Source organism: Ruegeria sp. G5 (assembly GCF_056533365.1).
In genome coordinates, this window is record NZ_JBQFOK010000005.1 from 213,920 (window position 1) to 240,804 (window position 26,885).

The following is a 26,885-nucleotide window of genomic DNA, read 5'->3' on the forward strand; positions in this document are numbered from 1 at the left end:
GGTCGATGTTGCCTGCACATCGGGCAATGTCGACCCGCTTCCTCCCCATACCGAATAATACGGAGAACTGAAAACAAGGAAATAAATTACCGAAAACTAAAGATTAGTTTGTAAAAAAATTTTTCTCATTTTTGTGAAAATGAAAATATATTGTAAATATGGAATAAAAAAAATAAAAAAAACAAAGATGTAGTTGTAACGGTCTTTGGGTGACAAATGCACCGGGATAGAGCTTGCCAAAAGACATCTAGAATACACCTTTTGGTTGTTAGCGCATGACAGTTTCCCCAAGTGCTGCTTCAGAAGTTTTCCCGGGGCTTGGCACACATGGATGTTGGCGCTAGCTTTGACGTCAAGCGTCCCGGCAAGGGGGCGCATCAAAGGGAGAAATCAAGATGAAAAAGATGTTGAGCGGTGCCGCTGTCGCCGCCTTGACCGTTGCGTTCGTGTCCGAGGCCGCGGCGACTGAATGGAGCGCCTCTGTCTGGGGCAAGCGCCGGGCCTTTACAGAACATGTTGAGAAGCTGGCCGAGTTGGTGAGCGAAAAGACCGGCGGCGAGTTCACGATCAATGTCAGCTATGGTGGACTGTCCAAGCCGCGCGAAAACCTGGATGGTATCGAGATCGGTGCGTTTGAAATGGCCCAGTTCTGTGCCGGGTATCACCGGGATAAGAACCGCGCCATCACCGTGCTGGAACTGCCGTTTCTGGGCGTGAACAACCTTGAGGAGGAGGTTGCCGTCAGCCACGCAGTTTACGATCATCCTGCGGTCAAGGACGAGATGGCGCAGTGGAACGCCAAGATCATCATGACCTCGCCGATGCCGCAATATAACCTTGTAGGCACGGGTGATCCGCGTGCGACGCTGGCAGACTTTGACGGAATGCGCGTCCGCGCGACCGGCGGTCTGGGACAGGCATTCGAGGCCGTCGGTGGCGTTCCGACATCGGTTCCCGCGACTGAAGCGTTTAACGCAATGGAATCCGGTGTTGTAGACACCGTCGCCTTTGCTCAGCACGCGCATTTGTCATTTGGCACAATCAACGAAGCAGATTGGTGGACGGCGAACCTGAACCCCGGCACGGTGAACTGCCCGGTTGTGGTAAATATCGACGCCTATGAGGCGTTGCCCGCAGAACACCGCGAAGCGCTGGAAAGCTCTATCGACGAGGCGATTGATCACTACCTGACGAACTACGGTGGTTTGTTGGAGCAATGGGATGGCGTTCTCAGCGAGAAGGGCGTCGAGAAAGTAAGCATCGACGATGCGGTGATCGAAGAATTCCGCGTAAAGGCCGCTGACCCGATCCGTGAAAAATGGATTGCAGATATGTCTGCGCAGGGGCTTCCGGCACAGGACTTGTATGATCTTGTTCAGGCTACGCTGAAACAGCAGCGCGGCGGCAACTGATCAACAGCGCCGAGCGCCCCAATGGGCGCTCGGGCAACATTTAAGAAAATAGGGGATCACCGGAATGGCAGGACAGGCCACGGTGCTTGAGGATGACAGCCGTCTCAGCCGGCTGGACCATCAACTTTTGCGACTTGAACGTTTTCTGGCTTTGATCAGCGGGATTGCAGTGTTCGGGCTGATGGTGCTGGCTGTTGTCTCGGTAAGCGGCAGAAATGCCCTAAACGCACCTCTGCCGGGTTACGTGGATTGGATCGAGCAGGCTATGCCGCTGATCGCGTTTCTGGGAATCTCTTATGTCCAGCGCGATGGTGGGCACATTCGGATGGACATCGTCATATCGCGACTGAACGGAAGGGCACTCTGGCTGTTCGAGCTCATCTCGGTGTTTCTTATTCTTGTGCTGATGTTGGCGTTGGTCTGGGGAAGCTGGTCCCATTTTGATCGGTCCTTCGATTTTGGTGCGCCACTTTGGAGCCGTGATAGCTCGATTGACATCGGCATCCCGCTCTGGCCCGCCAAACTTTTGGCGCCGGTCGCATTCTCGGTTCTGTGTGTACGGCTCGTTCTGCAGATCTGGGGCTATGGGCGGGCTTTTGTTCTGGGACTTGAAAGCCCGGTTGCGGTGCCTCTGATACAGGATGTCGCCGCGCAGGCCGCTGCCGAGGTCGAACAGTTCGAAGGGCAGGACTAGCAGATGGACACTATTGATATTGGCCTCTGGGTCACCGGGGGACTGCTGGTTCTGGTCGTCACTGGTATGAGGGTTGCGTTCGCCGCGGGCCTCGCCGGTCTGATCGGGCTGGTCTGGATCTTTTGGGCTAAGTTCGGATACGACCCCGATCGCTTTGGCAAAGCCGTAACCGTGGCTGTCAAAACCGCAGGGCAGGTTCCACACTCGAAAGTGGCAGCGCATACATTAAGCCTGATCCCCACGTTTATTCTCATCGGATATCTAGCGTATTACGCTGGCCTGACCAGAGCGCTTTTCGAGGCAGCTAAACGCTGGGTCGCATGGGTGCCCGGAGGGTTGGCGGTTTCGACCGTCTTTGCAACGGCAGGCTTCGCGGCCGTGTCTGGCGCGTCTGTCGCTACGTCCGCTGTCTTTGCCCGGATCGCAATTCCGGAAATGCTGAAGGTCGGCTATAACAAACAGTTCGCTGCAGGCGTCGTGGCCGCGGGCGGAACGCTGGCTTCGCTGATCCCGCCTTCGGCGATCCTCGTCATCTACGCAATCATCGTCGAACAGGATGTGGGTAAGCTGCTGCTGGCCGGGTTTATTCCCGGGGCATTTTCGGCGGTCGTCTACGGATTGCTGATCGTCGGGATTGCGGTGATCTTTAAATCCGTCGGACCACCGGTTACGGGATTTACCTGGAAAGAGCGCTTCTCTTCATTGCCCGGAGCGTTTCCTATTGTCGCTGTCATTCTGATCATCATCTGCTTTGTCTATAACCCCTTCGGCGAAAAAGCTTGGGGCACACCGACCGAAGGGGGCGCGATTGGCGCATTCATCGTCTTCTGTTTCGCCCTGTTCCACGGCATGCGCTGGAAAGAGCTGAAATCAGCTTTGCTTGAGACCGCCAAGCTGACCGCAATGATCTTTTCGATCATCTGGGGCGTCTTGATCTACGTTCGGTTTCTTGGCTTCGCTGATCTGCCCGGAGCCTTTTCTGACTGGATCACGTCTTTGCAGATGTCGCCGATGTTGATCCTGATCTGCATCCTGCTGGCCTATGCCGTGCTGGGAATGTTCATGGATGCAATCGGAATGCTGCTGCTGACGTTGCCGGTCGTTTATCCCGCCGTCATGGCGCTCAATGGTGGTGAAACGGTCAGCGCCGCCGAAAGCGCCTTTGGAATGTCCGGCCCCATGTGCGCAATCTGGTTCGGGATACTCGTCGTTAAAATGGCCGAGTTTTGTCTGATCACCCCTCCGATAGGCCTGAATTGCTTTGTTGTCGCGGGTGTCCGCCCTGACCTCAGCGTTCAGGACGTCTTTAAAGGCGTGACACCGTTTTTCGTCGCAGATGCAGTGACGATTGCACTGTTGGTCGCCTTCCCGGGGATTGTTCTGTACCTCCCGTCACTGGCGGGATAGCGAAAAAAACTGGAAAACGATTAAGCGGTGAAACAAGAGGCTAAAAATCCGCCTCTTCATCTGGCTAAAAATATCCCGGGGGAGGCGCCCGAAAGGGCGACGGGGGCAGAGCCCCCACCTTATCCCGCCCGCATGAGCATACCGAACAGGTCCCGAGGATCGTCGGGGTCGGCCAACATATCCAACGGTTCATAGAAATCCGTGCCTTCGATTGCTGTCTGAATAAACCGCAAGGCTGAAAAGTCTTCGATCGCAAAACCCACACTGTCAAACAGGGTAATCTGACGGTCATCGCGGCGACCTTCGGCTTGCCCAGTCATAACCTGCCAAATTTCCGTGACAGGATGATCTGGTTCCAGAGCCTGAATCTCACCCTCAACCCGCGTCTGATCGGGATATTCGACAAAGATGTCGGATCGCAAAAGGATGTCTCGGTGTAGCTCGGTTTTCCCCGGACAATCGCCGCCAATGGCATTTATGTGGACCCCGGGGCCGACCATGTTATCTGTTAAAATGGTAGCGTATTTCTTGTCGGCCGTGCAGGTGGTGATGATCTGCGCGCCTTCGATTGCGTCTTCGGGCGTCTTACACAGAACAACAGTCAGGCCGGAGTTTTTCAGGTTTGCCGCGCATTTCTCGGTGGCGTTGGTGTCCGTATCATACAGTCGCACCGTGTTGATCCCGCACATTGCCTTGAAGGCCAGGCACTGAAACTCGGACTGTGCGCCATTGCCAATCATTGCCATCGTGGTCGCGGACTGAGGCGCAAGATAGCGCCCCACCAAAGCCGAGGTCGCCGCCGTACGTAACGCCGTCAACAAAGTCATCTCGGTCAGCAACGTTGGGTACCCGGTATAAACGTCCGCAAGCAGCCCAAAGGCGGTAACGGTTTGCAACCCTTCCGAGGTGTTTTTCGGATGACCGTTTACGTATTTGAAGCCGTATGCCTCACCGTCGGATGTCGGCATCAGCTCAATAACGCCGTGCGGCGAGTGGGCAGGGATGCGCGGGGTTTTGTCAAAGCTTTCCCACCGTTTGAAATCCTCTTCGATTTGTTCGGCGATCTGGCTGATCATTCGTTCGAGCCCGATGTGATGGACAAGCCGCATCATGTTATCGACGGAAACGAACGGCACGAGGGCCTTGTCAGACGGTTGTGTCATCAGAAACTCCGGGTCGGGCGGTCGAAAATGCGACGCCCCATCAAAGAGGCAGCCAGATCGACCATCAGTTTTGCGGTCCGGCCGCGTTCATCAAGAAAGGGGTTCAATTCGACAAGATCGAGCGAGCACACAACCCCGCTTTCGTGGAGCAGTTCCATCACAAGATGCGCTTCGCGCTCTGTCGCGCCCCCCGGTACCGTGGTGCCAACTGCGGGCGCTATGGAAGGGTCCAAAAAGTCTACATCCAGTGACACATGCAAGATGCCGTTCTCGGTACGGACACGATCCAGGAATGCAAGCAGGGGGGCCTTGATGCCATGCTCATCAATGCTGCGCATGTCGGCCAACATGGCATGGTCTTCTTCAAGCCGCGCACGTTCGGCGGGATCGACAGATCGCAGGCCGATCATTCCTACTCGGTCCGTGGGGATAGGGGCCTTCACTGGTGGAAAACTGTCAAAACCCTTTTGTACGGTGAAATACGCAACCGGCGTTCCGTGCAGGTTGCCACTTGCGGTGCTGTCTGGCGTATGAAAGTCGCTATGCGCGTCCAGCCAAAGCACGAATAGCGGGCGCCCAAGCCTTTGCGCATGTTCAGCCATTCCGGCCACGGTTCCCATAGACAGGGCATGATCGCCGCCCATAAAGATCGGCAGGCCCTTGGGGGCAGCATCCTGCGCTGCGCGGTTCAGGGCCTGGGTCCAGCCGACACATTCAGGAAGGGCAAAAAGATGTTCGTGTTCTCCGATGTCCGTTGCATCGGCTGTGATGTTGCCCATGTCCAAAACTGAATGGCCCAAGTCGACAAGCGCTTCTCTAAGTCCGGCGACACGATATGCATCGGGACCCATTCGACATCCTTGCCGACGTTTGCCGGCATCCATTGGCGATCCGACCAAAATTACATTCATATTTTCCATATGCTTATTTAGTCATTCGGAACGGGTTGCGAAAAGATATCAAAATGCTCAAAAAGAATTTTGATAAATCAATTTGGAAAGTCACTATGGACGAATTGGATAACAGGCTGCTCAGCGCATTGCATCGCGACGCGCGGGCGTCCTTGTCAGAGCTGGCGGAAACGCTTGGTGTAACACGAACCACCGTCCGCAGCCGGTTGCAACGCCTGAAACAATCAGGCGAGATCGTAGGTTTCACGGTGCTGACGCGCCAGGACGTGGCGCAAAGCCCGGTTCGCGGATTGATGATGTTGGAAATCGAAGGGCGCGGTACTGAACGCACGATGTCACGTATTGCGGCGATGCCTCAGGTGCGGGCGGTGCATTCAACCAATGGCAGTTGGGACCTGATTGCCGAGATCGGCACCGAGACGTTGGCTGAACTGGACGAAATCCTGTTTCAGATCCGCCGTATGGAAGGAATAACCCGGTCCGAAACCAATTTGCTGCTATCGACGCGCAAGGGGCGTGTATGAATGCCGTAGCGCTTTGAGGTTCAAGGAAATTGTGCAACAGTATGCCTGCGCGTTTCCATCCACGAGCAGCAAAAAACCCAGGGGCAGGGAAGACATATGACCGATCAGGGAACTGGCGAAGACCTTTGGGCCGTTCGGTTGGCGGAAAGAGTAACCGGATTTCTTGAACGCCCTTGGGTCCGAGTAATCATCCCCGTCCTCGTAATGCTGGTCGCGCTGACTGTCCTGCACGAACTGTCGTCGCACGTCAAATGGGCAGATGTTCAAACGGATGTCGCGAACACCTCATGGAAATTGATGTTTTTCGCGGTGTGCTGGACTGCAGTTAGCTTTTTCTCGTTGTCTCTATACGATGTTTTCGCCGTCCAGAGTGTTGCGGACGGCGAAGTGCCATTGCCGGTTGCGGGCATGGCAGGGGCCTGTGGCTATGCTGTGTCCAATTGCCTTGGGTTTTCCTACATAACCGGGACTGCGATCCGCTATCGGATCTATGCGTCACTTGGGTTAGATCTTGGCCGCGTTGCAGGTGTTATTGCGACCTCGTGGATCGCGTTCTGGTCGGGGATGGTTTTGCTATTGGGTTGTCTTCTGACCCTGCATCCCGACGGGATTTCCAAAATTGTTCCTATTAGTGACACGGCCGAAACCATCATTGGCTTGTGTCTTCTGACAGCACTGGCCGCTTTGTTTTTGTGGCTTGCAAAGGGCGGTCGGCGCTTGGCCTATGGTGGTGTGGGTTTCAACCTGCCAGGGGGTAAGCTGGCAGGTTTACTGACTTTGGCCGCATTGGGCGATTTGTTCGGGGCGTCCATGACGCTGTACATCTTGATGCCCGACGATTTGGGGGTTGGGTATCCCTATTTCTTCACCGTTTACATTGCCGCCATTGCGGTTGGTATCCTTAGTCATGCGCCGGGCGGAATTGGCGCGTTCGAGGCTACTCTGATCGCGGGCCTTGGGGCGTCTGGCCGGTCAGATGTGATTGCCGCACTGCTGCTATACAGACTGGTTTACACCTTCCTGCCATTTGCAATCGCGAGCTTATCCATCGCGGTAGCCTCTGCTTTGTCGCATCGTCACCACATCACGGGCGCAGCAACATGGGTGTACCGCGTCATTCGACCAGTCGTTCCGATGGTCGCGGCCGGTGTCGCTGCCGTTGCTGGCGTTATCCTGTTGGTATCAGGAGCCCTGCCAGCCAGTAGTCAGAGCCTTGGTGTCCTTAGAAACGTCTTACCGCTGTCTTTTGTAGAAGCTTCTCACCTTGCAGGCAGTGCCATCGGCGTCTTGCTCATCCTTGTATCGCGCGGATTGTTTCGAAAACTCTACCGCGCGTGGATCGTGGCGATGATGTTGATGGTGGCGGGTTTCGTCGCGTCGTTGGCCAAAGGTCTCGACACACACGAAGCGATCAGCATGTTGGCCACCATTGCGATCCTGGCCACATTCAGGGACGCGTTCTACCGCGTGAGCGGAGCGTCTATTTTTCGGTTGAACATCCCGTGGCTGTTGAGCGTTTTTGCCTTGCTTGCGGTGATCTTCTGGATCGGTTTGTTCGCCTATTCACACGTCGAATACCAAAATGCCCTGTGGTGGGATTTCGCGTGGGACGGAGACGCCTCACGCTTCTTACGGTCCAGTCTCGTGGTTGCTGTCATTCTGGGTGTGGTTGCTGTCACTTCTCTGTTCGGGCGCGAGATCCCTGAACCGGTTCGGACCGAGATTCCCGCTGTGGTCGAACGCCTGGTGATGGAAAGTGAAGACACGGAATCCCAAATCTCCCTGACGGGTGACAAACAATTCTTGATCTCACCGGATGAGACGGCGTTTTTGGCTTATGCCGATACAGGCAACGCGCTGATCACCAAGGGCGAACCGGTCGGCGATGAAAAGGCCGGCCAACAGTTGATTTGGCAGTTGCGGGAAATGGCGGATCGCGAGGGGAAACTATGTGCGTTTTACAGCGTGTCGACCAAGTACCTGCCAACTTTTTTGGATCTTGGCTTGTCGATCCTGAAAATAGGTGAGGTTGCGCGCGTCCCGCTCGAAGGGTTTTCGCTGGACGGCAAGTCGCGCAAGCGGTTTCGGCAGGCCAAAAACCGGGCCGAGCGCGAAGGCTTTGTATTCGAAATCATCCCGAAAGAAGAATTGGCCCCGGTTTTACCTAAACTGCGTCAGATTTCAGATGATTGGTTGGCGCAAAAAGCAGGGGCCGAAAAGGGTTTCGCCCTTGGCGGTTTTGACGAACAATACCTATCCTATTTTGACCATGCTGTTCTAAGGAATGGTGAAACGGGGCAGATCCATGCCTTTGCCAACCTGTTCCAAGGTGGTCACAAGTCGGAATTGTCGTTGGACTTGATGCGTTATGAGCCCGACAGCCCGAGTTTTGTAATGGATGCCCTGTTCGCCGAGATGATGTCTTGGGGGGCGGAACAGGGGTTTCACTGGTTCTCGCTAGGCGCTGCGCCTTTTTCTGGGATCGAAAGCAGGCAACTGGCGTCCTTTTGGAACCGGGTCGGCGGCTTCGTTTACGAGCATGGCGAACAGTTCTATCACTTCGAAGGGCTGCGATCCTTCAAGCAGAAGTTCGACCCGGAATGGAGCCCCAACTATCTGGCAAGCCCCGGTGGTCTGGCCGCGCCCCGTATTCTGTACGAGGTGAATATCCTGATCTCGGGCGGTCTGAGCGGCCTGACAAAGTAGCGCTTAGTTCAGACTTGCCCGCGTTGGATCTTGCTGCAGCAAGTCACCCCAATCCGTGCGGTACGCCATTTCGGCCAGAACGGTTTCAGGCAGGAATTCCTGATTCTGGCGGATCTGCCAGCCGCCACCAAGGCCTTTGTAGACAGACACCAGATTGCTGGAAACCTGTTGGCGGGCTTGAATAAGGTTCGCCTGTGACTGCAGCAGGGCGGTCTGAGTATTGAGAATACGAGAGTAGCTGACAATGCCGTCCCGGTACTGATCCACCGCAATTTCTGAGGCCTTGCGCGAAGCGGCAACGCTGTTTTCGTAAAATCCGACCTGTTTTCGTGCCTGCACATAGGCAACCATCGCGCTTTCAACCTCGGAATACGCGGTCAGAACTGTGTTCTGGTAATTGGCAATCAGTGCCTGATAAGCCGCATCCTGCGCGCGCACGTTGTTCTTGATGCGCCCATAGTTAAGTACGTTCCAGACAACCCCTGCGCTGGCCAACCCGGTGGTGCTGTTACCACTGAACAGGTCCCGTCCGCCCGAGGCTTGCAGGCCAATCGAGCCGGACAAGATGAACTGCGGGTAGAGGTCCGCCAACGCAATTCCGACCTGAGCGGACTGCGTGGCCGCAGCCAGTTCGGCGGCGCGTACATCGGGGCGGCGACGCAATAGCTCGGCCGGGACGCCCACGGCCACGTTCGAGCGCGCCGATGGAATACGGCCCGAGTTCCCCAGCAGGCTCGTCATACGAGAAGGCGTTGTGCCCAGCAGCACGGCCAGCGCGTTTTTGGATTGTTGAAGATCGCTTTCCAGCTCCGGAACTATGGCCTTGGTATTATTCAACAGTGCCTTGGATTCCTGCACGTCAAGTTCCGTCGTTACGCCGTTCTCGAACCGCAACTGAGTCAAATCGGCGGATGTCTGTTGCAACCCGATGTTTTCTCGCGCGACCCCTAAGGATTCCTGAAGGGCACGAATGTTGACGTATATCGCGGCGACGTCGCCCGTCAGGGTCACCAACGCGTCGTCATAATTTGCCACTTGCAGCGCCAGGTTGGACCGGGCGGCTTGTACGCCGCGACGCTGCTGGCCCCAGAGGTCCAGCTCCCATTGGGCGTCAAACCCGACCTGCGAGGTTGAAAATTCGGTATCCAGCGCGACGATCTCGTTGATGTCGGCTATTGGCCCAAGGTTTTCGCTGATCTGTCGACGCTCGATCGAGCCACCGACGGCTTGTGATTGTGGGTACAATTCTCCAAAGGCAATACCCAACTGTGCGCGGGCCTGCAGCACACGTGATCCTGCAACTTGTAAGTCAAGGTTCTGGGCGTATGCCTCAGCGATCAGTTTGTTCAGGGTGGGATCGTTGAAGGTTTCCCACCATCTAACCACGGGCGCGCTACGTGACGTCAAACCGCTGGATCCGGCGGATGGGCTATTCACCTCAATCCACTCTTTCACAACGGGTGAGTTGGGGCGCACAAAGTCCGGACCGACCGGAGCGCAGCCAACCAAAAGCGCAGCGCTCAGAGTTGTGCCCAAGATCGTGCGGTAAAGTTTTGCCCGTTTCATGCTGCGCATCCTCAGATATCCAGTGGTCGGATGAAGTTGGCAAACGAGTACAAGCGGATATTGATGCGCCGCAGGAACTCGAAACTTTTTCCCTGACCGGTGTAGATTGCCACTGCGGCGTGCCCGCCAGCTGGCAGGGTATGGCCGTCGGGCAAATCGACAGAAATCTGAACGGCGATACGACCGGGCAGCCTGGGTAGTTCAAAGCCGGGCAGGCGGCCGGACGGCAGGTATTGGCCCTGTCGCGTCGCCCACCAAATCGCCTCGACCTTGCCGGTCAGGATTTCACCGGGGTAGAGGTCCAGCGCAACCTCAACGTCTTGTCCGGGCTCTACGAATTTCAGGTTTTGCTGTCGGTATGTTGCCAGAATATATGGGTTGTCTTTCGTGACAAAGCTGGCGATCGCGCCCAGACGCAGGTCACCGACAACCAGACCGGGGCGGGCCTGCTGTGAAACGATCATGCCATCCTCGGGCGCATAGATCGTTGTGTTGTCGAGGTAGTATTGCGCTTTTTCAAGTTGTGCCTGCGCCTGAAGTATACCGGTATTCACGCCGTCGATTTGCGATGCCTGCGCCAGTTCAGCCTTTTCCAGATTGGCCTGCGCCTCCTTGATCTTGGCCTGATCCTCGGTGACTTGTTCGTTCCAACGGTCAAGCTCATCCTGTCGTGCGCCACCGGCTGGTACCAGATTTTCATACCGCGTTTGCTGCGTCAGCGCGTAGGCCAGCTGAGCATTGGCGCGCTCAACAGCTTCGCCTGCTGCTATGACGTCTTGCTCAAGAATTTTTGCGTTTTGCTGGGCCGCTACAAGCTGAGCGTTGGCTTCCTGAACCTCGAGCGCAAAGATCGTGTCGTCGAAACGATACAGCGGTTCACCCTTTTTGACTTCGGTGTTGGGTGTGACCAGCACCTCGGTCAACAGGGTGGGGCCGGTCAGACGCGGTACAATCTGAATTGTTGACCGCACCACATGACTGTCCAGCGAAAACGGCTGAAAAAAACGAAGCGCAACAAGAAAGATCAGCAATAGATGTGCGCCGACCCAGAATGAAACGATACCCCATGCAATGTTGAACTTCAGCCATTGCAGTTTGAAGAAAATGAGCCAGACGAAGATGAGGTAAAAAAGCGTAATGCCGAGGGCGACAAACATAGTATTCGGTTTCCTTTGGCCTTAGCTTTTTTGCGGCTCTTCGGGATCCAGCGGATCGCGGTATTCCTCGTTTAACGTTCCACCGAGGCGTTTGATTTCCTTGCGCACGGCGTCGCGTTCGTCATCCGGCATGCGCCGAATGTCGACGGTTGTTCCGTCGTGGAAAGCCCAGATAAAGGCATGTACCCATGGCACGATGGCCAGAAAACCCATCCATCCCATTATCTTTACGGCTTCGGCGTGTGGATGGTTTCGCTTAATGGCGATGCGACCGGGCAAACCCATGAGAAACAGAAAAAGCCCCATCACCGCTGCAAGTAGTAAGATCAAAGCGACGAAGGTCAGATAATCGTAATAGCCCAGCGGCTGTCCCAGTAATCCCATGCTCGCGCCTCCTAGGGGGAAGGTTGACCCATCCTCAGTTGTTGGAGTCCAGTTCGTCAATGTATTTATCAGGGGTTGACAGGTCTTTGTGGAATTTGACGCTTACCTTTAATGTGACCAAGGCTATTGTGATCGCAGACTTAGTCTCGCCAGGTCTGCTCATCGTTAGATTTTCACGTACTCTTTAAGAATCGCACGCTTGTTTTCACGTGCGTCAGAAAGGCGCTCAGGCTTCAGTCGCAGGTCTTAACGACCGTACCCCAATCCAGACATTTTTTGGCCAAGTTGCCATCTAAGGGGGCGTCAGTGTGGAAAACATCGACGTCAGACAGTGAGGCGATGCGAGCAGGGGCCGTTCGTTGAAACTTGGATTGATCAGCAACGAGTAGCGTCTGGCGCGCTTGTGCAATGATTGTCTGGCTGACGCCGACCTCCTGAAAGTCGAAATCCAAAAGATCCCCTTCGGCATCCAAAGCGGAACAACCAATCACTGCGTAGTCGAATTTGAACTGTTGGATTGTGGAAATTGTCAGGTTGCCTACCAGTCCTCCGTCTGACCGGCGCAGAACGCCGCCGGCTACAACGATCTGACAATCGGTGTTTTCGACAAGAATGTTTGCCACGTTCATATTGTTCGTCACGACCATCAGGTCCTTGTGGTTCAGCAATGCGCGCGCGACGGCCTCGGTCGATGTGCCAATGTTCATGAACACCGACGCCCCGTCGGGAATGTCATTGGCGCAAGCCTGCGCGATGCGGGCCTTTACGTCTGCATTCAAAGCGCGACGGTCTTCGTATCCGATATTCGATACGCCTGACCGCAGAACCGCACCGCCATGGACACGGTCGAGTTTGCCCAAGTCCGCCAGATCCGACAAATCCCGACGAATAGTCTGAACGGTTACGTCGAAACGCGAGGCCAGTTCCTCGACCATGACGCGGCCGTCCTGCTTGGCGATTTTCATGATGTCGGATTGGCGGAAGGAAAGGGACACGGGATGCTCCGGAGTATTTTCGGTATTTTTCGTTTTACAAAAGTTATGACTTAAAAACAGAGTAAGTCCAATTAATCGGAAATTTTTAGGGAGTATGGTGTGTCATAACGAACAAAAACGAAAAATAACATTGACGAGTCGAGCGATCAAAATGTTAATGGCCCCAAGTTTCCAGCACGAGGATTCTTCTGGATATGGAACGGCAAAACGATCAGGTGACCGATCTTTTTATAATCGGCGGTGGCATTAATGGCTGTGGGATCGCCCGCGACGCGGCAGGGCGGGGTCTTTCGGTCACGTTGGCCGAGATGAATGATCTGGCGTCGGCAACATCGTCGGCCTCGACAAAACTGTTTCACGGTGGGTTGCGCTATCTTGAGTATTTCGAATTTCGCCTTGTCCGCGAGGCGTTGATCGAACGCGAAACGCTGTTGCGGGCGATGCCTCATATCAGTTGGCCGATGCGTTTCGTGTTGCCCTATCACCAAGATATGCGGTTCGAGTCTGATACGCCGACCTCGCGATTGCTGAGTACGGTCATGCCTTGGATGCGCGGGCGCCGCCCCGCATGGCTGATCCGGTTGGGCCTGTTCATGTACGACAATCTTGGCGGACGAAAAATCTTGCCCGGTACCACATCCCTAAATCTGAGATCAGCCCCCGAGGGTGCGCCGCTGCAAGACAAGTTCGAAACTGCCTATGAGTATTCGGATTGCTGGATCGAGGATTCCCGCCTGGTTGTTCTAAACGCCCGCGACGCCGAGGCGCGTGGCGCTAAAATACTGGTGCAAACCGAGGTTCTGTCAGCAGAGCGCGTCGATGACGTCTGGCAGGTCACAATGCGCGACAAAGCCACCGGTCAGACCACGACGGTAATGGCCAGGATGTTGATCAACGCAGGGGGGCCTTGGGTTGGGGACATAATCCAGACCAAGATTCGCGTGAACTCACGCGAAGGCGTGCGATTGGTGCGCGGAAGCCATATCGTCACCAAAAAGCTCTTCGACCACGACAAATGCTATTTCTTTCAGGGCGAGGATGGGCGGATCATTTTTGCCATTCCCTATGAACGTGATTTCACCTTGATTGGAACGACAGATCAGGACCATCCCGATCCGTCGCAACGTCCCGTCTGCACCGAGGCCGAGCAGGACTATTTGTGTGCCTTCGCAACGAAGTACTTTGAAAACCCCATAACACGTGACGACATCGTCTGGACTTATTCCGGCGTTCGCCCGCTATACGATGATGGTGCAAGCAGCGCGACCGCGGCTACTCGAGACTATACTTTAAAGGTTGATGCGCAGGGTGGGGCGCCGGTGCTGAACGTATTTGGCGGTAAGATCACCACATATCGAAGACTGGCGGAAAGCGCGCTTGAAAAAGTGGCTGAGCAGTTTGAGGATCTTCCCGGGCCCTGGACAGCTGGTGTTGCTTTGCCCGGCGGGGATTTTCCAGTCGACGGCTTTTCTGATCTGGTTACGGATCTGTTGTCAAACTTTCCATTTTTGGATCAAGCATGGGCTCACCGTCTGGTGCGTGCCTATGGAACCGAGGCGCGCGCGATATTGGGAGATGCGAAAACAGCCGAGGACTTGGGCGAAGAATTCGGCGCGACGCTCACAGAAAAAGAGCTGGAGTGGCTGGTTGCCAAGGAATACGCACGCAGTGCTGAGGACGCAGTTTGGCGTCGCAACAAGCTGGGCCTTAGATTGACGAAAGAACAGATCGCGCGCGTTCAGGATTGGATTAAAAACCGATTGGCATAAAAAAAGCCCCGCTGTTTGGCGGGGCTTTTTCGTCAGGCTGTACCTTCCGAAGGTTCAGGGTCGGTCTTGGTGCCTTTAATCCATTCCCTGAGGCTCTGCATAAGCGCGTATAGAACCGGTACAAGAATGACGCCGATCAGCGTTGCCGCCAGCATGCCGCCAAACACGGCCACACCAATGGCTTTTTGGCTGGCAGCGCCCGCACCGCTTGCGGCCAACAATGGCACCACGCCCAGCAGGAAGGACAGTGCGGTCATCATAACGGCGCGGAAACGCTGATGCGCCGCCTCGGCGGCCGCGTCCTTGATCGACAATCCCTTTGCGCGCTGTTCCATCGCGAATTCGACAATAAGGATGCCGTTCTTTGACGCCAGCCCCACCAGCATAATCATCCCGATCTGCGTGTAGAGGTTGATGTCACTACCCACGATGGCGACAGCAGCGACCGCGCCAAACAAAGCGACGATCACGGACAGCAGGATCGACACCGGCATTGACCAGCTTTCGTATTGCCCGACAAGGAAGAGGTAGCCGAACAATATCGCCAACCCGAGGATCACGATCACCAGACCTCCTGACGCCAGCTGTTGTTGCGCCGTTCCGGTCCACTCGAAGGCATAGCCCGGGGGCAAGGCGGTTGCGGATTCTTCCGTCATGACGGTGATCGCATCCCCGGTCGACAGCCCCTCGGCTGGGACGGCGGTCACAGTTGCGGATCGGAACAGATTATGCCGTTTCAGCAAGACAGGCCCAAGCACGTTTTCGACGTCAATGAGCGTACCAAGGGGCACCATCTCACCTTGGGTCGATCGTACATACAGGTTGGAAATATCTTCGACGTTGTCCCTGTATGTACCCTCGGCCTGGATCATAACGCGATACACGCGGCCGAACAGGTTGAAGTCATTCACGTAATAAGACCCCAACTGCGCTTGCATGGTCTGGAAAATCTCGGCCACGGACACTTGCAGTGTTTTGGCTTTTTCCCGGTCCAGATCGACGAAAAGCTGCGGAACGTTCGCGCGGAAGGTTGTGTATGCCTGTCCGATTTCGGGCCGCTGGTTCGCGGCGTAGACAAACGAACCCACCGCCGAAGCCAGGTCCTGTGGAGTGCCGCCACCGGTCTGCTGAACCTCCATCTCGACACCGGCCGAGTTACCAAGACCCTGAATAGGCGGCGGGTTGAAGGCCACGATGGACGCAGCCGTCTCGCCATAGGCGATGGCAAGAACCTTTTGCAGAATGGCATTGGCGCTCAGGTCGTCTTCCTGTCGTTCATCCCAGTTATCGAGATTGACGAAGATTGCGGCGCCATTCGTCGAAGTCCCGTTCAGAATCGAGAAGCCATTGACCAGAACCGTATTGGCGACGCCGGGGATTTCGCGGATTTGATCGTCGACACGCTTGGTGACGACCTCCGTACGCTCCAGCGTTGCGGCGTCAGGTAGTTGGACGTCGACAAAAAGGTAACCGTTGTCTTCCAGCGGAAGGAACCCGCTTGAGGTTTTGGACATGATTGTCCCGGTCCCCATCGCAAGGGCAACAATAATTCCCAGCGCGATGACCGGCAAAATCAGCAACCGGCGCACGATAGAAACATAGCCAGACCGAACCGTTCCGATGAACTTTTCGAAGACCGCCAAAAGACCCTTGGGGGTTCCTGACCGCGCGCGCAAGACCAGACCACACAAAGCAGGCGACAATGTCAGCGCGTTGACCGATGAGATGACCACAGCGGTAGAGATTGTCACAGCGAACTGCGAGTAGAGCCGCCCGGAAATACCGGGCATGAAGGTAACCGGAACAAACACCGCCAGCAGAACAAGGGTGGTTGCAATGACAGGGCCAGTGATCTGACCCATCGCCTTACGTGTCGCTTCGGCTGGGGGCAAACCCTCTTCGGCGATGATGCGTTCGACGTTTTCAACAACCACGATGGCGTCGTCGACCACGATACCGATCGCCAGAACCAAGGCGAACAAGGAAATCGTGTTCAGCGACATCCCGAATAGCAGCAAGAAGGCAAATGTCCCGATCAATGAGACCGGAATTGCCACCGCAGGAATGATCGTTGCGCGCCAACTTCCAAGGAAGACGAACACAACCGATATCACCAGTATGAAGGTCAGGATCAGTGTTGAAACGACGTCGTTCAGCGATTGTTCAACGAAATCTGTTGTGTTGAACGGGACGGCATATTCCACGTCTGTCGGGAAAGAACGTGACAGGCGCTCAAGCTCGGCCTGAACGCGTTCGGACACGGCAAGGGCGTTTGCGCCCGGTGCCTGATAAATCCCAAGAACCGTCGCTGGCACACTTTGGAAGAACCCTGATGCCGCGTAGTATTGGGCACCCAGTTCGACACGTGCGATGTCTTTGACCCTGACAATTGAACCGGCGTCACCGGTGCGTATGACGATCTCACCAAACTCGGCCGCAGATGTCAGGCGTCCTTTGGTCTTGATGGTGTACTGAAACGTCTGCCCCTCGGGCACCGGAGGCGCACCGATAGAACCGGCCGAAACCTCAACGTTTTGCTCGCGAATGGCGCTGATCACATCGCCCGGAGTGATAGAGAGACCCGCCATCTTGTCCGGGTCCATCCAGATCCGCATCGCGTATTCCAGGTTGGTCAGAACATCTGCTTTACCAACGCCCTGAATACGCGCCAACGCATCCTTGAGGTTAATCGACGCATAGTTGGACAGGAAAACACTGTCATATGTACCGTTTGGCGAAGTAAGCGTCACCAGCAGCAACATATTGGTCGACGCCTTCTGGGTGACCACACCGGATGACGTAACCTCGGCTGGCAAGGACGACATCGCCTGCGCCACGCGGTTCTGCACGTTCACGGATGCGATGTCGGGGTCGGTTCCGACCTCAAACGTCACGTTCAGAGAATACGAGCCGTTATCCGACGAGGTCGATGTCATGTAGATCATGTCATCCACACCGTTGACCTGCGCCTCGATTGGGGCGGCGACCGTGTTTTCAACGGTTTCCGCGTTTGCACCGGTGTAGGTGGTCGAAACGCTGACAACTGGCGGTGTAATGTCCGGGAACTGTGCGACCGGCAAGACCAGATAGCCGATGCCGCCCATAATGGTCAGCACCAGCGAGATAACGAGCGCCAGCTTGGGCCGGCTGATAAACAGGGCTGAGAACATCCGTTACTCTCCCGGCTGCTCGGCAGCGACAACAGCGTCGACGGCAACACCGGGACGTACGCGCTGAAGCCCTTCGACAATCACACTTTCGCCTTCACGCAAACCATCTTTCACGATGATAGCTGTCCCAACGGTGTTGCCCGTGGTGATGTACCGCTGTTCGACCATCTGTTGGTCGTTGACCACCAGAACGAAGTCTCCGCGCTGGTCACGTTGCAACGCGGCTTGCGGCACCAGAACCTCAAGCGTTGGTTCGAGCGCTTCGATCTGGACGTTCAAGAATGCACCGTCGATGATCAGGCGGTCTGTGTTGTCAAACTCGGCCCTTATTGTGATGGCACCGGTCAAGGGATCAATTCTGTTGTCGACAAAGACGATTTTGCCGGTCTCGTCCAACTCTGACCCGTTGGGAAGAATGACCTTCACCACAGGGCTTTTGTTGCTTTCGGCGAGTGATGCAGCGTTTTCACCAACTGTTTCCAGAACAGACGTGAACTGTTTTTCGTTCAGCGCAAAATTCACATATATCGGCGCTTCACTCACAATATTTACTAGCGGTGGGTTGTTGGGGCCCACGACGTCGCCGACGCTGGTCGCAACACGACCGAGCCGGCCGGTAAATGGCGCGTGAATTTCCGTATAGCTTAGGTCTAGCTGAGCTTGTTGGATGGCGGCTTTGGCGGATTTGACCTCGGCCTCGGCAACCAACTCGTTTGCGCGCGCAATATCGCGCTCGGATTCCGGCGTCGCGTCACGCTCGTACAATTCCTGTTTTCGCGCCAGTTCGACCTTGGCCAGTTCCAGATTGGCTTCTGCCCTGTCCAGATCGGCGTTACGCGCTTCCAGCGTTGCCTGATACAGATCGGGCTCAATTTTGAAAAGCAAATCGCCTTCGTTGACCAGCGCGCCATCTTCCACGTCTTGGCTGTCGAGAAAGCCGCTGACACGGGCTACGATATCGGCCTTGTTCAACGCTTCGGCCCGACCGATGAACGTGGCCTCTTCGGTTATTTCCTGTGTATAGGCGGCAGCAATTGAAACCTTTGGTGGCGGCGCGTCGCTTTGATCTTGTGCCGCGGCCGAGGATGCCAGTCCGATCAAAGCCACGGCTGCGGTTTGCCTGAGAAATTCCGGCGCCGTGCAGCTATGGCGGAGTTGCGAAAACACTGATGCAAGGGACATGGCAATTGCCTCGTTGTAGAAAAACTGAATGCGACCGGTTGCCGAAAGCCAGTTCCGAGTCGACTGAACCTGGGTTCAGGATGGCGGGTTTATGTTTTTTTCTCAAGCGTGATGACACAAGGCTCTAAGGTTTTCAGGGCCGAATTTTCTTTGACATGCGGCAGGCTTACGTCGATGGGGTATACCTTTTGGCGAACACAACAGGTGTATTGCACGAAAAAAGGGGGGCTGATTGGCCCCCCTTTGAAAATTCCTTCCAGCCTGACGTCAGTCGCGGGTTCCAGCGAACCGCGTTTCCCAGTCTTCGCGCTGCTCATCCGTGATTTTGGCAAACAAAACCTCGGGAACGGCAAAGTCATGGCCCGCCGGCAGCGCTTGCAGCGCCGCCGCAACATCATCGGGCCAACTGGTATCCAACGTGTTCATCGCGCTGAGCATCCGAGCGGAAGTGTCTGGAATAAACGGTGCGCTGAGCACGGCGTAAAGGCGGATAAGGTTGAGGCCCAAGCGGACTTGCGCCGCCGCCTGTTCAGGGTCTTCTTTGAAGGTTGACCAAGGGGCTGCGGATTGCAGGTATTCGTTTCCGGCCACCCAGATCGCACGCAGTTCCTGAGCAGACTTGCGCACTTCCATCGTCTCCATAAAGCCTTCATAGGCGCGTACGCGGTGGGTGAGATCGGCGATCAGCTCTTGCTCGCGCGCGCCGAGTTCTCCGCCTTCCGGCACCGCTTCACCAAATTTCGAGCGGCAGAATTTGGTGATCCGGCTGACGAAATTGCCAAGCACGTCGGCAAGGTCTTTGTTTACCGATTGCTGGAAGTTTTCCCACGTGAACTCGCTGTCGCTGCTTTCAGGGGCATGGCTCAGCAGCCACCAGCGCCAGTAGTCAGCGGGCAAAATATCCAGCGCCTGATCCATGAAGACACCGCGACCCTGAGAGGTCGAGAACTGACCGCCGTCATAGTTCAGATAGTTGAAGGATTTCAGGTGATCGACCATCTTCCACGGCTCGCCCGATCCCAGAATGGTGGCCGGGAAGGACAGGGTGTGGAAGGGCACGTTGTCCTTGCCCATGAACTGCACATAACGAACATCTTCAGCGCCCTTATCGGTGCGCCACCAACGTTCCCATTCGGCATCCGGTTTCCCGCTGGCATCGGCCCATTCCTTGGCGCAGGCAATATATTCGATGGGGGCGTCGAACCAGACGTAGAAAACCTTGCCTTCCATGCCGGGCCAGTCCTGATCGCCCTTCTTAACTGGCACACCCCAATCCAGATCGCGAGTGATACCGCGATCCTGCAGGCCGTCGCCGTCATGCAGCCATTTCTTGGCAATCGACGTGGTTAGGATCGGCCAATCAGTTTTGCTGTCGATCCAAGCATCCAGTTGATCCTTCATCGCCGATTGGCGCAGATATAGATGCTTGGTTTCACGTACTTCCAGATCAGTAGAACCAGAGATGGCCGAGCGCGGCTCGATCAGATCTGTCGGGTCCAGTTGCTTGGTGCAGTTTTCGCACTGATCTCCGCGGGCGCGGTCATAGCCACAGTTGGGGCAGGTGCCCTCGATGTAACGGTCGGGCAGAAAGCGACCATCGGCGTTGGAGTAGACCTGCTTTTCGCTGACTTCACGGATCAGACCAGCTTCGTCCAGTTTGCCAGCAAAGTGCTGCGTCAAAGCCTTGTTTTGCGCGCTGGAGGATCGGCCGAAATGGTCAAAGCTCAGACCAAAGCGCTTTGCGATGTCCGCTTGAACTGCGTACATGTCCGCGCAGTATTCAGCGACCGGTTTGCCCGCTTTGGCTGCGGCCAGTTCGGCTGGGGTGCCGTGTTCATCTGTTGCGCAAAGGAACATGACCTCGTTCCCCCGGCCACGCTGGTAACGTGCATACAGATCCGCAGGCAATTGCGAGCCGATCAGGTTGCCGAGGTGCTTGATCCCGTTGATGTAGGGGATCGCCGAAGTGATGAGAATCCGAGCCATGTTCCGTTTCCACGTATCTAACTGCGGGCTCGTCTACCTTATGTGAACGGCCAGCAAAACCCCGGCGTCGCGGCCTTGGTCATTTTAAACACGCAACAGGTGAAAAAAACTGTCTGAGGCTGTTCTTGGGTTGTGATCCAAAGCGCGGCCACAATACCCATAGGTTGTAAATTGGAATCACAACCTCTTGAAATGTTAAAAATGGCTTCCCATCTACTGTGTATACAAAAGTATACAAAACCGAGGGCAATTTCCTGATGTTCGACTTTTTGCTCGAGGGTGCTTTTGCGCCCTTTACCTTTGCGCTTGCGCTTCTGTTCGGCCTTTTGGCGCTGGAACTGATCGCTTTGATGGTGGGCGGCAGCCTGCTGGCGGGTGAGGGTGAGGTCGATCTGGACGTGGTTGATGCACCAGATGTCGATCTTGGCGATTTCGATCTTGATATAGACGCGAGTGTGGATCTTGGCGATTTTGAGCTGGCCGACGTGGAAGCCGACGCCCCTGATGCCGCTCCGGCGGGCCCGATTGCATGGCTTGGGATTGGCCGGGTGCCTGTGATGATCTGGTTGGCTGTATTGCTGGCAGGTTTCGGCCTGTCGGGTATGGGTCTTCAACTGGCCTTGCGTGACTTGCTGGGCTTCGACCTGCCGACTTGGCTGGCTGCAATACCTGCAGGTGTCTTTGGCCTGTGGTTTGCGCGTGGTTTCGGCGGTGTATTCGCCCGCCTTCTGCCCAAGACAGAAACCGAAGCCATGTCAGAGCGGATGCTGGCCCGCCGTCGCGGCGTCATCACTCAGGGCACCGCGTCTCGCGGCCGCCCGGCCGAGGTGCGCGTTATGGACCGGTTCGGCAATACCCACTACCTGCGCGCAGAACCGCTGCAGGAGAAAGACACGCTGGAACAGGGTTCTGATGTCCTTGTTCTGCGTGATCGACGACACGACCGGTTCGTGCTGGTCGGTTTGTCAGACTAATCAATTTTTAACCCCCAATAAGGAGGATTTGCATGGAACTTCAATTCCTGGCCGTCACAGTTGTGACCATTTTAGCAGTACTCTTGTTCATTGGCCTTGTGCTTGGCCGCCTGTACCGCCGCGCGACCCGAGAGGTCAGCCTGGTGAAAACCGGTGCGGGCGGCAAGAAAGTCATCATGGATGGCGGTGTTATCATCGTGCCGCTGCTGCATGAAGTCAGCCCCGTCAACATGAAGACCCTGCGCCTTGAGGTTCAGCGTAGCGGTGAGGCGGCTTTGATCACGAAAGACCGCATGCGCGTGGATGTGGGCGTCGAGTTCTACGTCTCAGTCATGGCGACCGAAGAGGGGATCGCACGTGCCGCGCAGACACTTGGCGACCGCACCTTTGATGTCGAGCAACTGCGCGAGATGATCGAAGGTAAGCTGATCGACGGTCTGCGCGCTGTGGCCGCTCAGATGACCATGGATGGGCTGCACGAAAACCGTGCCGACTTTGTGCAAGAGGTGCAGAACGCCGTGTCCGAAGACCTGCTGAAGAATGGTTTGTCGCTGGAATCTGTCTCGCTGACCGCGCTGGACCAGACTCCGTTTGAGGCTCTGGACGAGAACAACGCCTTTAACGCCGTGGGTATGCGCAAGTTGGCTGAGGTTATCGCCGTGTCCAAGAAAGAGCGCGCGCAAATCGATGCAGAGGCCGAGGTCGAAGTGCGGCGCGCTGCGATGGAGGCCGAGCGTCAGAAGCTGTTGATCGAACAGGATGAGGCGCAGGCGCGCATTGAGCAGACGCAGAAGGTTGAAACCCTGCGCGTGGCGCAAGAGGCCGAGATCGCCGCGCGGACCGAAGACTCAGTGCGTGAAACCGAACGCGCCCGGATCGCCCGTGAAGAGGCCATTCGCGCGGCTGAGATTGAGCGTGAGCGTAAAATCCGCGATGCCGAGATCGCCAAAGAGCGTGAGATCGAAGTGGCCGAGCAAGAGCGCCAGATCATCATCGCGCAGAAATCCGAAGAGGAAAGCCGCGCGCGTGCATCCGCTGACCTGGCTCGGGCTGAGGCAACGAAAGCGACCGAAGCGGTGGCAACGGCTCGCGAAGTGGCCGAGGCCGAGCGTCAGAAGCAGATCGTTTTGATCGAGGCGACCCGTGAAGCTGAGCGTCAGGCAACGGCGATCCGTCTGGCTGCGCAGGCCGAGAAAGAGGCCGCAGCAGACCGCGCCGAAGCGCGCCGTGAGGAAGCACAGGCCGAGGCGGATGCGCTGAACATCCGGGCCGAGGCCAAGAAGAACGACATGTTGGCCGAAGCGGAAGGTAAGCGAGCGATTGTTGAGGCAGATAACGCTCTGTCGGCAGCACAGATCCGTATGAAGGTTGATCTGGCGCGGATTGAGACCATGCCCTCGATCATCTCGGAAATGGTCAAGCCAGCCGAAAAGATCGACTCGATCAAAATCCATCAGGTGGGTGGTATCGGGGCCGGTGCCTCGGGCGGTGCGGCCAACAGCGACAAGCCGGTGGTCAATCAGGCATTGGATTCGATCATGGGTATGGCGGTGCAGATGCCCGCGCTCAAGAAGCTGGGCGAAGAACTGGGGCTGTCGATGGAAAACGGGGTAGGCGGCGTAGTGAACGGCGCGCTTGAAGCGACCCCGGAACCGACCGAAGCCGCAGAGGTGCTTGAGGACGAAGCACCGCAAACGCACCAGTAAAGGCAAAAAATGGGCCGGGGTTATCCCGGCCCTTTCTCTATTCTTCGCGCGATCGCTTCAGCAAACGCCCGATGGTGAAAGATGTTCGCGGAGCATAGACGTAATTCGTGCGCGCCTCGGGGGTCGGGCGCGAGCGCATGCGCGCAAGCCCAAAAACGATCAGACCCAAGTGTCCGACGGCCACAAAGGCAAATAGGGCGCCCGGTCCGAATTGCTGGATGAGCGTCGATGAGACATAAGGCGATGCAATGGCTCCCAATGCGTACCAAAACATCAGCGCAGCGGACAGCTCAACTCGCTGTTCTGTCGTAGCAAAGTCATTGGCGTGGGCCGAAGACACCGAGAAGATCGGAAAGGTAGTCAAACCGAATAGTCCGGCGGCCAACATGACACCCAACGTTCCTGCGCCACTGGCAGCCATGGTGATCCCGCAGCTTAGCACCGCCGCTGCGGACAACCAGATCAGGACCCAGCGTCGGTCATATTTGTCAGCCAACCATCCCAGCGGATACTGCGCCAGTGCACCACCCAAAACGAACGAGGCGAGGAAGAAAGCGATCTGGTCCACGCCCAGGCCGACCTCCTGACCATAAACAGGGCCGACCATTCGAAAGGACGCCGAACTGAGCGCGGATACGATAACGCCTGCCACAGCGAGTGGTGAGTTCCGCCAGGCCAGATTGGGCCGCAAGCGCGGGGCCTCAGGCGTTTTGGGTTGGCTTGCCTTAGTCAAGGTCAGCGGCAGCAGTGATGCACAGCACAAAATAGCCAGCAGATTGTATGACACGTAAGAGGCCGGCGGCAGCACGGCGATAATCAACTGCGCACACAACGAGGCACCAAGGTCGGCAATGCGATAGCTGCCCATAACCCGGCCGCGGGATTCGTTTGTGACCTTTGCGTTCAACCAAGCTTCGATAACCGTGTAGCACCCTGCCACGCAGGTGCCCGAGGCGATCCGCAGCACGGCCCAGATCATGGGGTTTTCCGTGAGGGTGTGCCCCAGCAGGCCCATCGCCCCAAGGGCTGTGCACACTGCAAAAGCACGCGAATGTCCGACGCTGCCCATTAGGCGCGGGGCCCACCAGCACCCAACGAAAAAGCCTATGAAATGGGCCGATCCCAACAGGCCGATCTGTTCGGTGGTGAAATCCAGGGTCAACCCCGAGATCGCATCCAGCGGTCCAACCCCGCCGGTTGATAGCTGCAGCAGGATGACCGACAGAAACAGGGCCGCGAAGGAAATGATCGTACGCATAATGGCCTTAGCTTGGCCTATCCATCATGCGTTGCACGCAGCTTATCGACTTTGTCGCGTCGTTTTTGACCTATGGCGCTTTTTTGATTTCTGCCCGGATGTCCAGACTGACTGTGTCTTGCACGAGGTCTGCAAAGCCTGACGCCCCAAAGTCATGTCGGTTCAACGCGCCTGTCAGACGAATGGACAGATCGTCCAGGCTGTCTGCCGCGCTGCCGGCGGGGCGGAAAAGATCGGCTTTTAGAACAATAGGACGGGTGACCCCGCGAACGGTCAGATCACCACTTATCTTTGCACCACCCGAGATGCGGCCGCTTTCACCTAATTGAACACTTGTCGACACGAACTGGATGGTCGGAAACTCCTCTGCGTCCAACACGCTTTCGCTGAGCATCGGTTTGCGCGCAAAGGGTAGTTTGGTGCGTGCCTTGGCGACGTTGAGGATGACGTCCACCCGACTGTTCAGCAGATCGTTCGGGTCAATCAGGATATCCGCCGACTGAATTGGCATGGTCCCGGTTTGGGTGATGCCTGACAGATCGAATGTAAAATCGACCGAGGTTTCATCGGGAACAAGCTCATACGCACTGGGGGCCGCGATTGAGGGACAGCCGAATGCCAATGCAGCAAGCCCCGCCAAGATGATGCGCCGTGTCATTTGGGTCATGCCATGACCTCCTGCCTGCGTGGACGCGAGCGTTTCAGTAACATCAGCAGGATTGCGATATTCAGCCCGTTCCAGAGAATGCCATTGATAAAGGCCAATTGATAATTTCCGGTTACGTCGTAAATCCACCCGGACATCCACCCGCCCAAAGCCATACCCATGATGGTCATCATCATGACAAAACCCACGCGGGCCCCGGCCTCTTGCGGGGGCATGTATTCCCGCACCACAAGGGCATAGCTGGGCACGATGCCGCCCTGAGCCAGCCCAAACAGCAGGCTGATCACATAAAGCGAGACCATGCCGTCATACGGCAGGAACAAGAACAGCGCGATGCATTGAAGGACTGAGCCGATCAGCAGGGTCATAATGCCCCCCAGCTTGTCCGCAACAAGCCCCGAGATGACACGGCTGACGACGCCACCCAACAGCATCAATGACAGCATTTCAGCCCCGACTGCTGGCCCGTATCCCAATCCAACGCAGTACGAAACGATATGAACCTGGGGCATGGACATCGCCACACAGCAACCGATGCCGGCCAGACCAAGGATGTATTGCAGTGCACGCGGTGAAATGCCGACGCTGCGCGCATTGACCTGCGCGTTGGCTGCAGCGGTCTGGTGGGCTTCGATTGGTACTTGGCGGCGCAGCAGAAACGACAGGGGGATGACAACGATCAACGTCATCACCGCCAAGGTCAGATAGACCTGTTCCCAGCCCTCGCGGGCCAGAATACCCGACAGCAGAGTTGGCCAGATCGCCCCAGACAGATAGTTGCCACTGGCCACCAATGCGACCGCGATACCGCGCCGTTTCATGAACCAGTGCGAAATATCAGCGATCAGAGGGCCGAACCCGATCGAGGTGCCCAATCCCAATAGCAGATGTGCCAGCGATAGCATCACCATGTTCGGGGCAAGTGTTGCCAATAGGTAGCTGATTGCGCTGAGCACGGCCGCGCCGATCAGCGCTTTGGTGACACCCAACCTGTCAACCAGTTGACCTAGCCACATATTCCCCAAGGCAAAACCGATCATGGATAGCACATACGGCAATGACGCCTCGGCCCGACCCGCGTCGAACTGGGCTTCAATCGCAGGCATCACCACGATGACGGCCCACATGCCGACATTCGCCACCATCGCAATGGCGAGCGTTATAAGCAGGCGCAGCCAGGAATAGCGGCTATCGTGGATCGCGTGGGTCATCCCGGAACGCTAGGGCGCGGGTAGGGGTTTGGCTAGTCACATC

20 protein-coding genes are annotated in these 26,885 nt (G+C 56.3%); 8 read left to right on the plus strand and 12 right to left on the minus strand.

The window, feature by feature from the left end:
• Positions 1 to 395 precede the first annotated feature (395 nt).
• From ACR0BD_RS11280 to ACR0BD_RS11290, 3 genes are all read left to right on the plus strand, one after another.
• Positions 396 to 1,412, plus strand: a complete 1,017-nt coding sequence (locus ACR0BD_RS11280) for a C4-dicarboxylate TRAP transporter substrate-binding protein (protein ID WP_480830477.1) — start codon at positions 396 to 398, stop codon at positions 1,410 to 1,412.
• A gap of 64 nt (positions 1,413 to 1,476) precedes the next feature.
• Positions 1,477 to 2,106: a TRAP transporter small permease subunit gene (locus ACR0BD_RS11285; protein ID WP_480830479.1), complete on the plus strand. Its 630-nt coding sequence runs from the start codon at positions 1,477 to 1,479 to the stop codon at positions 2,104 to 2,106.
• Positions 2,107 to 2,109: 3 nt separating this feature from the next.
• Entirely contained in the window at positions 2,110 to 3,513 is a 1,404-nt protein-coding gene (locus tag ACR0BD_RS11290) for a TRAP transporter large permease (protein WP_480830481.1), read from the plus strand.
• A gap of 119 nt (positions 3,514 to 3,632) precedes the next feature.
• On the opposite strand, the gene ACR0BD_RS11295 is transcribed toward ACR0BD_RS11290, so the two are convergent.
• Positions 3,633 to 4,676 (minus strand): ornithine cyclodeaminase, encoded by a 1,044-nt coding sequence (locus tag ACR0BD_RS11295; protein WP_480830483.1) that lies wholly within the window; start codon positions 4,674 to 4,676, stop codon positions 3,633 to 3,635.
• A complete protein-coding gene (gene rocF, locus ACR0BD_RS11300; protein ID WP_480830485.1) occupies positions 4,676 to 5,596 on the minus strand; it encodes an arginase in 921 nt (306 codons plus the stop codon). Before rocF ends, ACR0BD_RS11295 begins: the two co-directional genes overlap by 1 nt.
• A gap of 86 nt (positions 5,597 to 5,682) precedes the next feature.
• Here rocF and ACR0BD_RS11305 point away from each other — a divergent pair, with 86 nt between their 5' ends.
• Complete coding sequence (locus tag ACR0BD_RS11305; protein ID WP_480697524.1) at positions 5,683 to 6,111, plus strand: Lrp/AsnC family transcriptional regulator; 429 nt, start codon at positions 5,683 to 5,685, stop codon at positions 6,109 to 6,111.
• Between the two features lie 96 nt (positions 6,112 to 6,207).
• Positions 6,208 to 8,817, plus strand: a complete 2,610-nt coding sequence (mprF, locus tag ACR0BD_RS11310) for a bifunctional lysylphosphatidylglycerol flippase/synthetase MprF (RefSeq protein WP_480697522.1) — start codon at positions 6,208 to 6,210, stop codon at positions 8,815 to 8,817.
• 3 nt (positions 8,818 to 8,820) lie between these two features.
• Here mprF and ACR0BD_RS11315 read toward each other — a convergent pair whose 3' ends face one another.
• From ACR0BD_RS11315 to ACR0BD_RS11330, 4 genes are all read right to left on the minus strand, one after another.
• Entirely contained in the window at positions 8,821 to 10,383 is a 1,563-nt protein-coding gene (locus ACR0BD_RS11315; protein ID WP_480830488.1) for an efflux transporter outer membrane subunit, read from the minus strand.
• 11 nt (positions 10,384 to 10,394) lie between these two features.
• A complete protein-coding gene (locus ACR0BD_RS11320) occupies positions 10,395 to 11,540 on the minus strand; it encodes an HlyD family secretion protein (RefSeq protein WP_480830490.1) in 1,146 nt (381 codons plus the stop codon).
• A gap of 21 nt (positions 11,541 to 11,561) precedes the next feature.
• The gene (locus ACR0BD_RS11325; RefSeq protein ID WP_480697517.1) at positions 11,562 to 11,924 is read right to left on the minus strand and encodes a DUF3302 domain-containing protein; all 363 of its coding nucleotides are present in this window, start codon (positions 11,922 to 11,924) and stop codon (positions 11,562 to 11,564) included.
• A gap of 233 nt (positions 11,925 to 12,157) precedes the next feature.
• Positions 12,158 to 12,919, minus strand: coding sequence for a DeoR/GlpR family DNA-binding transcription regulator (locus ACR0BD_RS11330; RefSeq protein ID WP_480830492.1), 762 nt, complete (start codon positions 12,917 to 12,919; stop codon positions 12,158 to 12,160).
• A gap of 194 nt (positions 12,920 to 13,113) precedes the next feature.
• On the opposite strand from ACR0BD_RS11330, the gene glpD reads away from it, so the two are divergent.
• Positions 13,114 to 14,688: a glycerol-3-phosphate dehydrogenase gene (glpD, locus tag ACR0BD_RS11335; protein ID WP_480830495.1), complete on the plus strand. Its 1,575-nt coding sequence runs from the start codon at positions 13,114 to 13,116 to the stop codon at positions 14,686 to 14,688.
• A gap of 32 nt (positions 14,689 to 14,720) precedes the next feature.
• Here the strand turns inward: glpD and ACR0BD_RS11340 are convergent, their stop codons facing one another.
• From ACR0BD_RS11340 to metG, 3 genes are all read right to left on the minus strand, one after another.
• Positions 14,721 to 17,858 (minus strand): efflux RND transporter permease subunit, encoded by a 3,138-nt coding sequence (locus ACR0BD_RS11340; RefSeq protein ID WP_480830497.1) that lies wholly within the window; start codon positions 17,856 to 17,858, stop codon positions 14,721 to 14,723.
• A 3-nt stretch (positions 17,859 to 17,861) separates the two neighbouring features.
• Positions 17,862 to 19,040: an efflux RND transporter periplasmic adaptor subunit gene (locus tag ACR0BD_RS11345; protein ID WP_480830500.1), complete on the minus strand. Its 1,179-nt coding sequence runs from the start codon at positions 19,038 to 19,040 to the stop codon at positions 17,862 to 17,864.
• A 267-nt stretch (positions 19,041 to 19,307) separates the two neighbouring features.
• Entirely contained in the window at positions 19,308 to 21,026 is a 1,719-nt protein-coding gene (gene metG / locus ACR0BD_RS11350) for a methionine--tRNA ligase (protein WP_480830503.1), read from the minus strand.
• A gap of 218 nt (positions 21,027 to 21,244) precedes the next feature.
• Between metG and ACR0BD_RS11355 the strand changes: the two genes are divergently transcribed.
• Together ACR0BD_RS11355 and ACR0BD_RS11360 are read left to right on the plus strand one after the other, a co-directional pair.
• Entirely contained in the window at positions 21,245 to 22,000 is a 756-nt protein-coding gene (locus ACR0BD_RS11355) for an OB-fold-containig protein (protein ID WP_480830505.1), read from the plus strand.
• Positions 22,001 to 22,032: 32 nt separating this feature from the next.
• Complete coding sequence (locus ACR0BD_RS11360; protein ID WP_480830507.1) at positions 22,033 to 23,706, plus strand: flotillin family protein; 1,674 nt, start codon at positions 22,033 to 22,035, stop codon at positions 23,704 to 23,706.
• A 37-nt stretch (positions 23,707 to 23,743) separates the two neighbouring features.
• Here the strand turns inward: ACR0BD_RS11360 and ACR0BD_RS11365 are convergent, their stop codons facing one another.
• The 3 genes from ACR0BD_RS11365 to ACR0BD_RS11375 all read right to left on the minus strand — a co-directional run bounded on the left by ACR0BD_RS11365 (position 23,744) and on the right by ACR0BD_RS11375 (position 26,842).
• Positions 23,744 to 24,964 (minus strand): MFS transporter, encoded by a 1,221-nt coding sequence (locus tag ACR0BD_RS11365; protein WP_480697502.1) that lies wholly within the window; start codon positions 24,962 to 24,964, stop codon positions 23,744 to 23,746.
• A gap of 70 nt (positions 24,965 to 25,034) precedes the next feature.
• Entirely contained in the window at positions 25,035 to 25,631 is a 597-nt protein-coding gene (locus ACR0BD_RS11370) for a YceI family protein (RefSeq protein WP_480697500.1), read from the minus strand.
• Positions 25,628 to 26,842: an MFS transporter gene (locus tag ACR0BD_RS11375; protein WP_480697498.1), complete on the minus strand. Its 1,215-nt coding sequence runs from the start codon at positions 26,840 to 26,842 to the stop codon at positions 25,628 to 25,630. Before ACR0BD_RS11375 ends, ACR0BD_RS11370 begins: the two co-directional genes overlap by 4 nt.
• Between the last annotated feature and the right edge of the window lie 43 nt (positions 26,843 to 26,885).

Bases quoted from the DNA above. Each gene is read 5' to 3' on its own strand.
- ACR0BD_RS11280 (WP_480830477.1), top strand. From the start codon at position 396: ATGAAAAAGATGTTGAGCGGTGCCGCTGTCGCCGCCTTGACCGTTGCG.
- ACR0BD_RS11285 (WP_480830479.1), top strand. From the start codon at position 1,477: ATGGCAGGACAGGCCACGGTGCTTGAGGATGACAGCCGTCTCAGCCGG.
- ACR0BD_RS11290 (WP_480830481.1), top strand. From the start codon at position 2,110: ATGGACACTATTGATATTGGCCTCTGGGTCACCGGGGGACTGCTGGTT.
- ACR0BD_RS11295 (WP_480830483.1), bottom strand. From the start codon at position 4,676: ATGACACAACCGTCTGACAAGGCCCTCGTGCCGTTCGTTTCCGTCGAT.
- rocF (WP_480830485.1), bottom strand. From the start codon at position 5,596: ATGGAAAATATGAATGTAATTTTGGTCGGATCGCCAATGGATGCCGGC.
- ACR0BD_RS11305 (WP_480697524.1), top strand. From the start codon at position 5,683: ATGGACGAATTGGATAACAGGCTGCTCAGCGCATTGCATCGCGACGCG.
- mprF (WP_480697522.1), top strand. From the start codon at position 6,208: ATGACCGATCAGGGAACTGGCGAAGACCTTTGGGCCGTTCGGTTGGCG.
- ACR0BD_RS11315 (WP_480830488.1), bottom strand. From the start codon at position 10,383: ATGAAACGGGCAAAACTTTACCGCACGATCTTGGGCACAACTCTGAGC.
- ACR0BD_RS11320 (WP_480830490.1), bottom strand. From the start codon at position 11,540: ATGTTTGTCGCCCTCGGCATTACGCTTTTTTACCTCATCTTCGTCTGG.
- ACR0BD_RS11325 (WP_480697517.1), bottom strand. From the start codon at position 11,924: ATGGGATTACTGGGACAGCCGCTGGGCTATTACGATTATCTGACCTTC.
- glpD (WP_480830495.1), top strand. From the start codon at position 13,114: ATGGAACGGCAAAACGATCAGGTGACCGATCTTTTTATAATCGGCGGT.
- ACR0BD_RS11340 (WP_480830497.1), bottom strand. From the start codon at position 17,858: ATGTTCTCAGCCCTGTTTATCAGCCGGCCCAAGCTGGCGCTCGTTATC.
- ACR0BD_RS11345 (WP_480830500.1), bottom strand. From the start codon at position 19,040: ATGTCCCTTGCATCAGTGTTTTCGCAACTCCGCCATAGCTGCACGGCG.
- metG (WP_480830503.1), bottom strand. From the start codon at position 21,026: ATGGCTCGGATTCTCATCACTTCGGCGATCCCCTACATCAACGGGATC.
- ACR0BD_RS11360 (WP_480830507.1), top strand. From the start codon at position 22,033: ATGGAACTTCAATTCCTGGCCGTCACAGTTGTGACCATTTTAGCAGTA.
- ACR0BD_RS11365 (WP_480697502.1), bottom strand. From the start codon at position 24,964: ATGCGTACGATCATTTCCTTCGCGGCCCTGTTTCTGTCGGTCATCCTG.
- ACR0BD_RS11370 (WP_480697500.1), bottom strand. From the start codon at position 25,631: ATGACCCAAATGACACGGCGCATCATCTTGGCGGGGCTTGCTGCATTG.
- ACR0BD_RS11375 (WP_480697498.1), bottom strand. From the start codon at position 26,842: ATGACCCACGCGATCCACGATAGCCGCTATTCCTGGCTGCGCCTGCTT.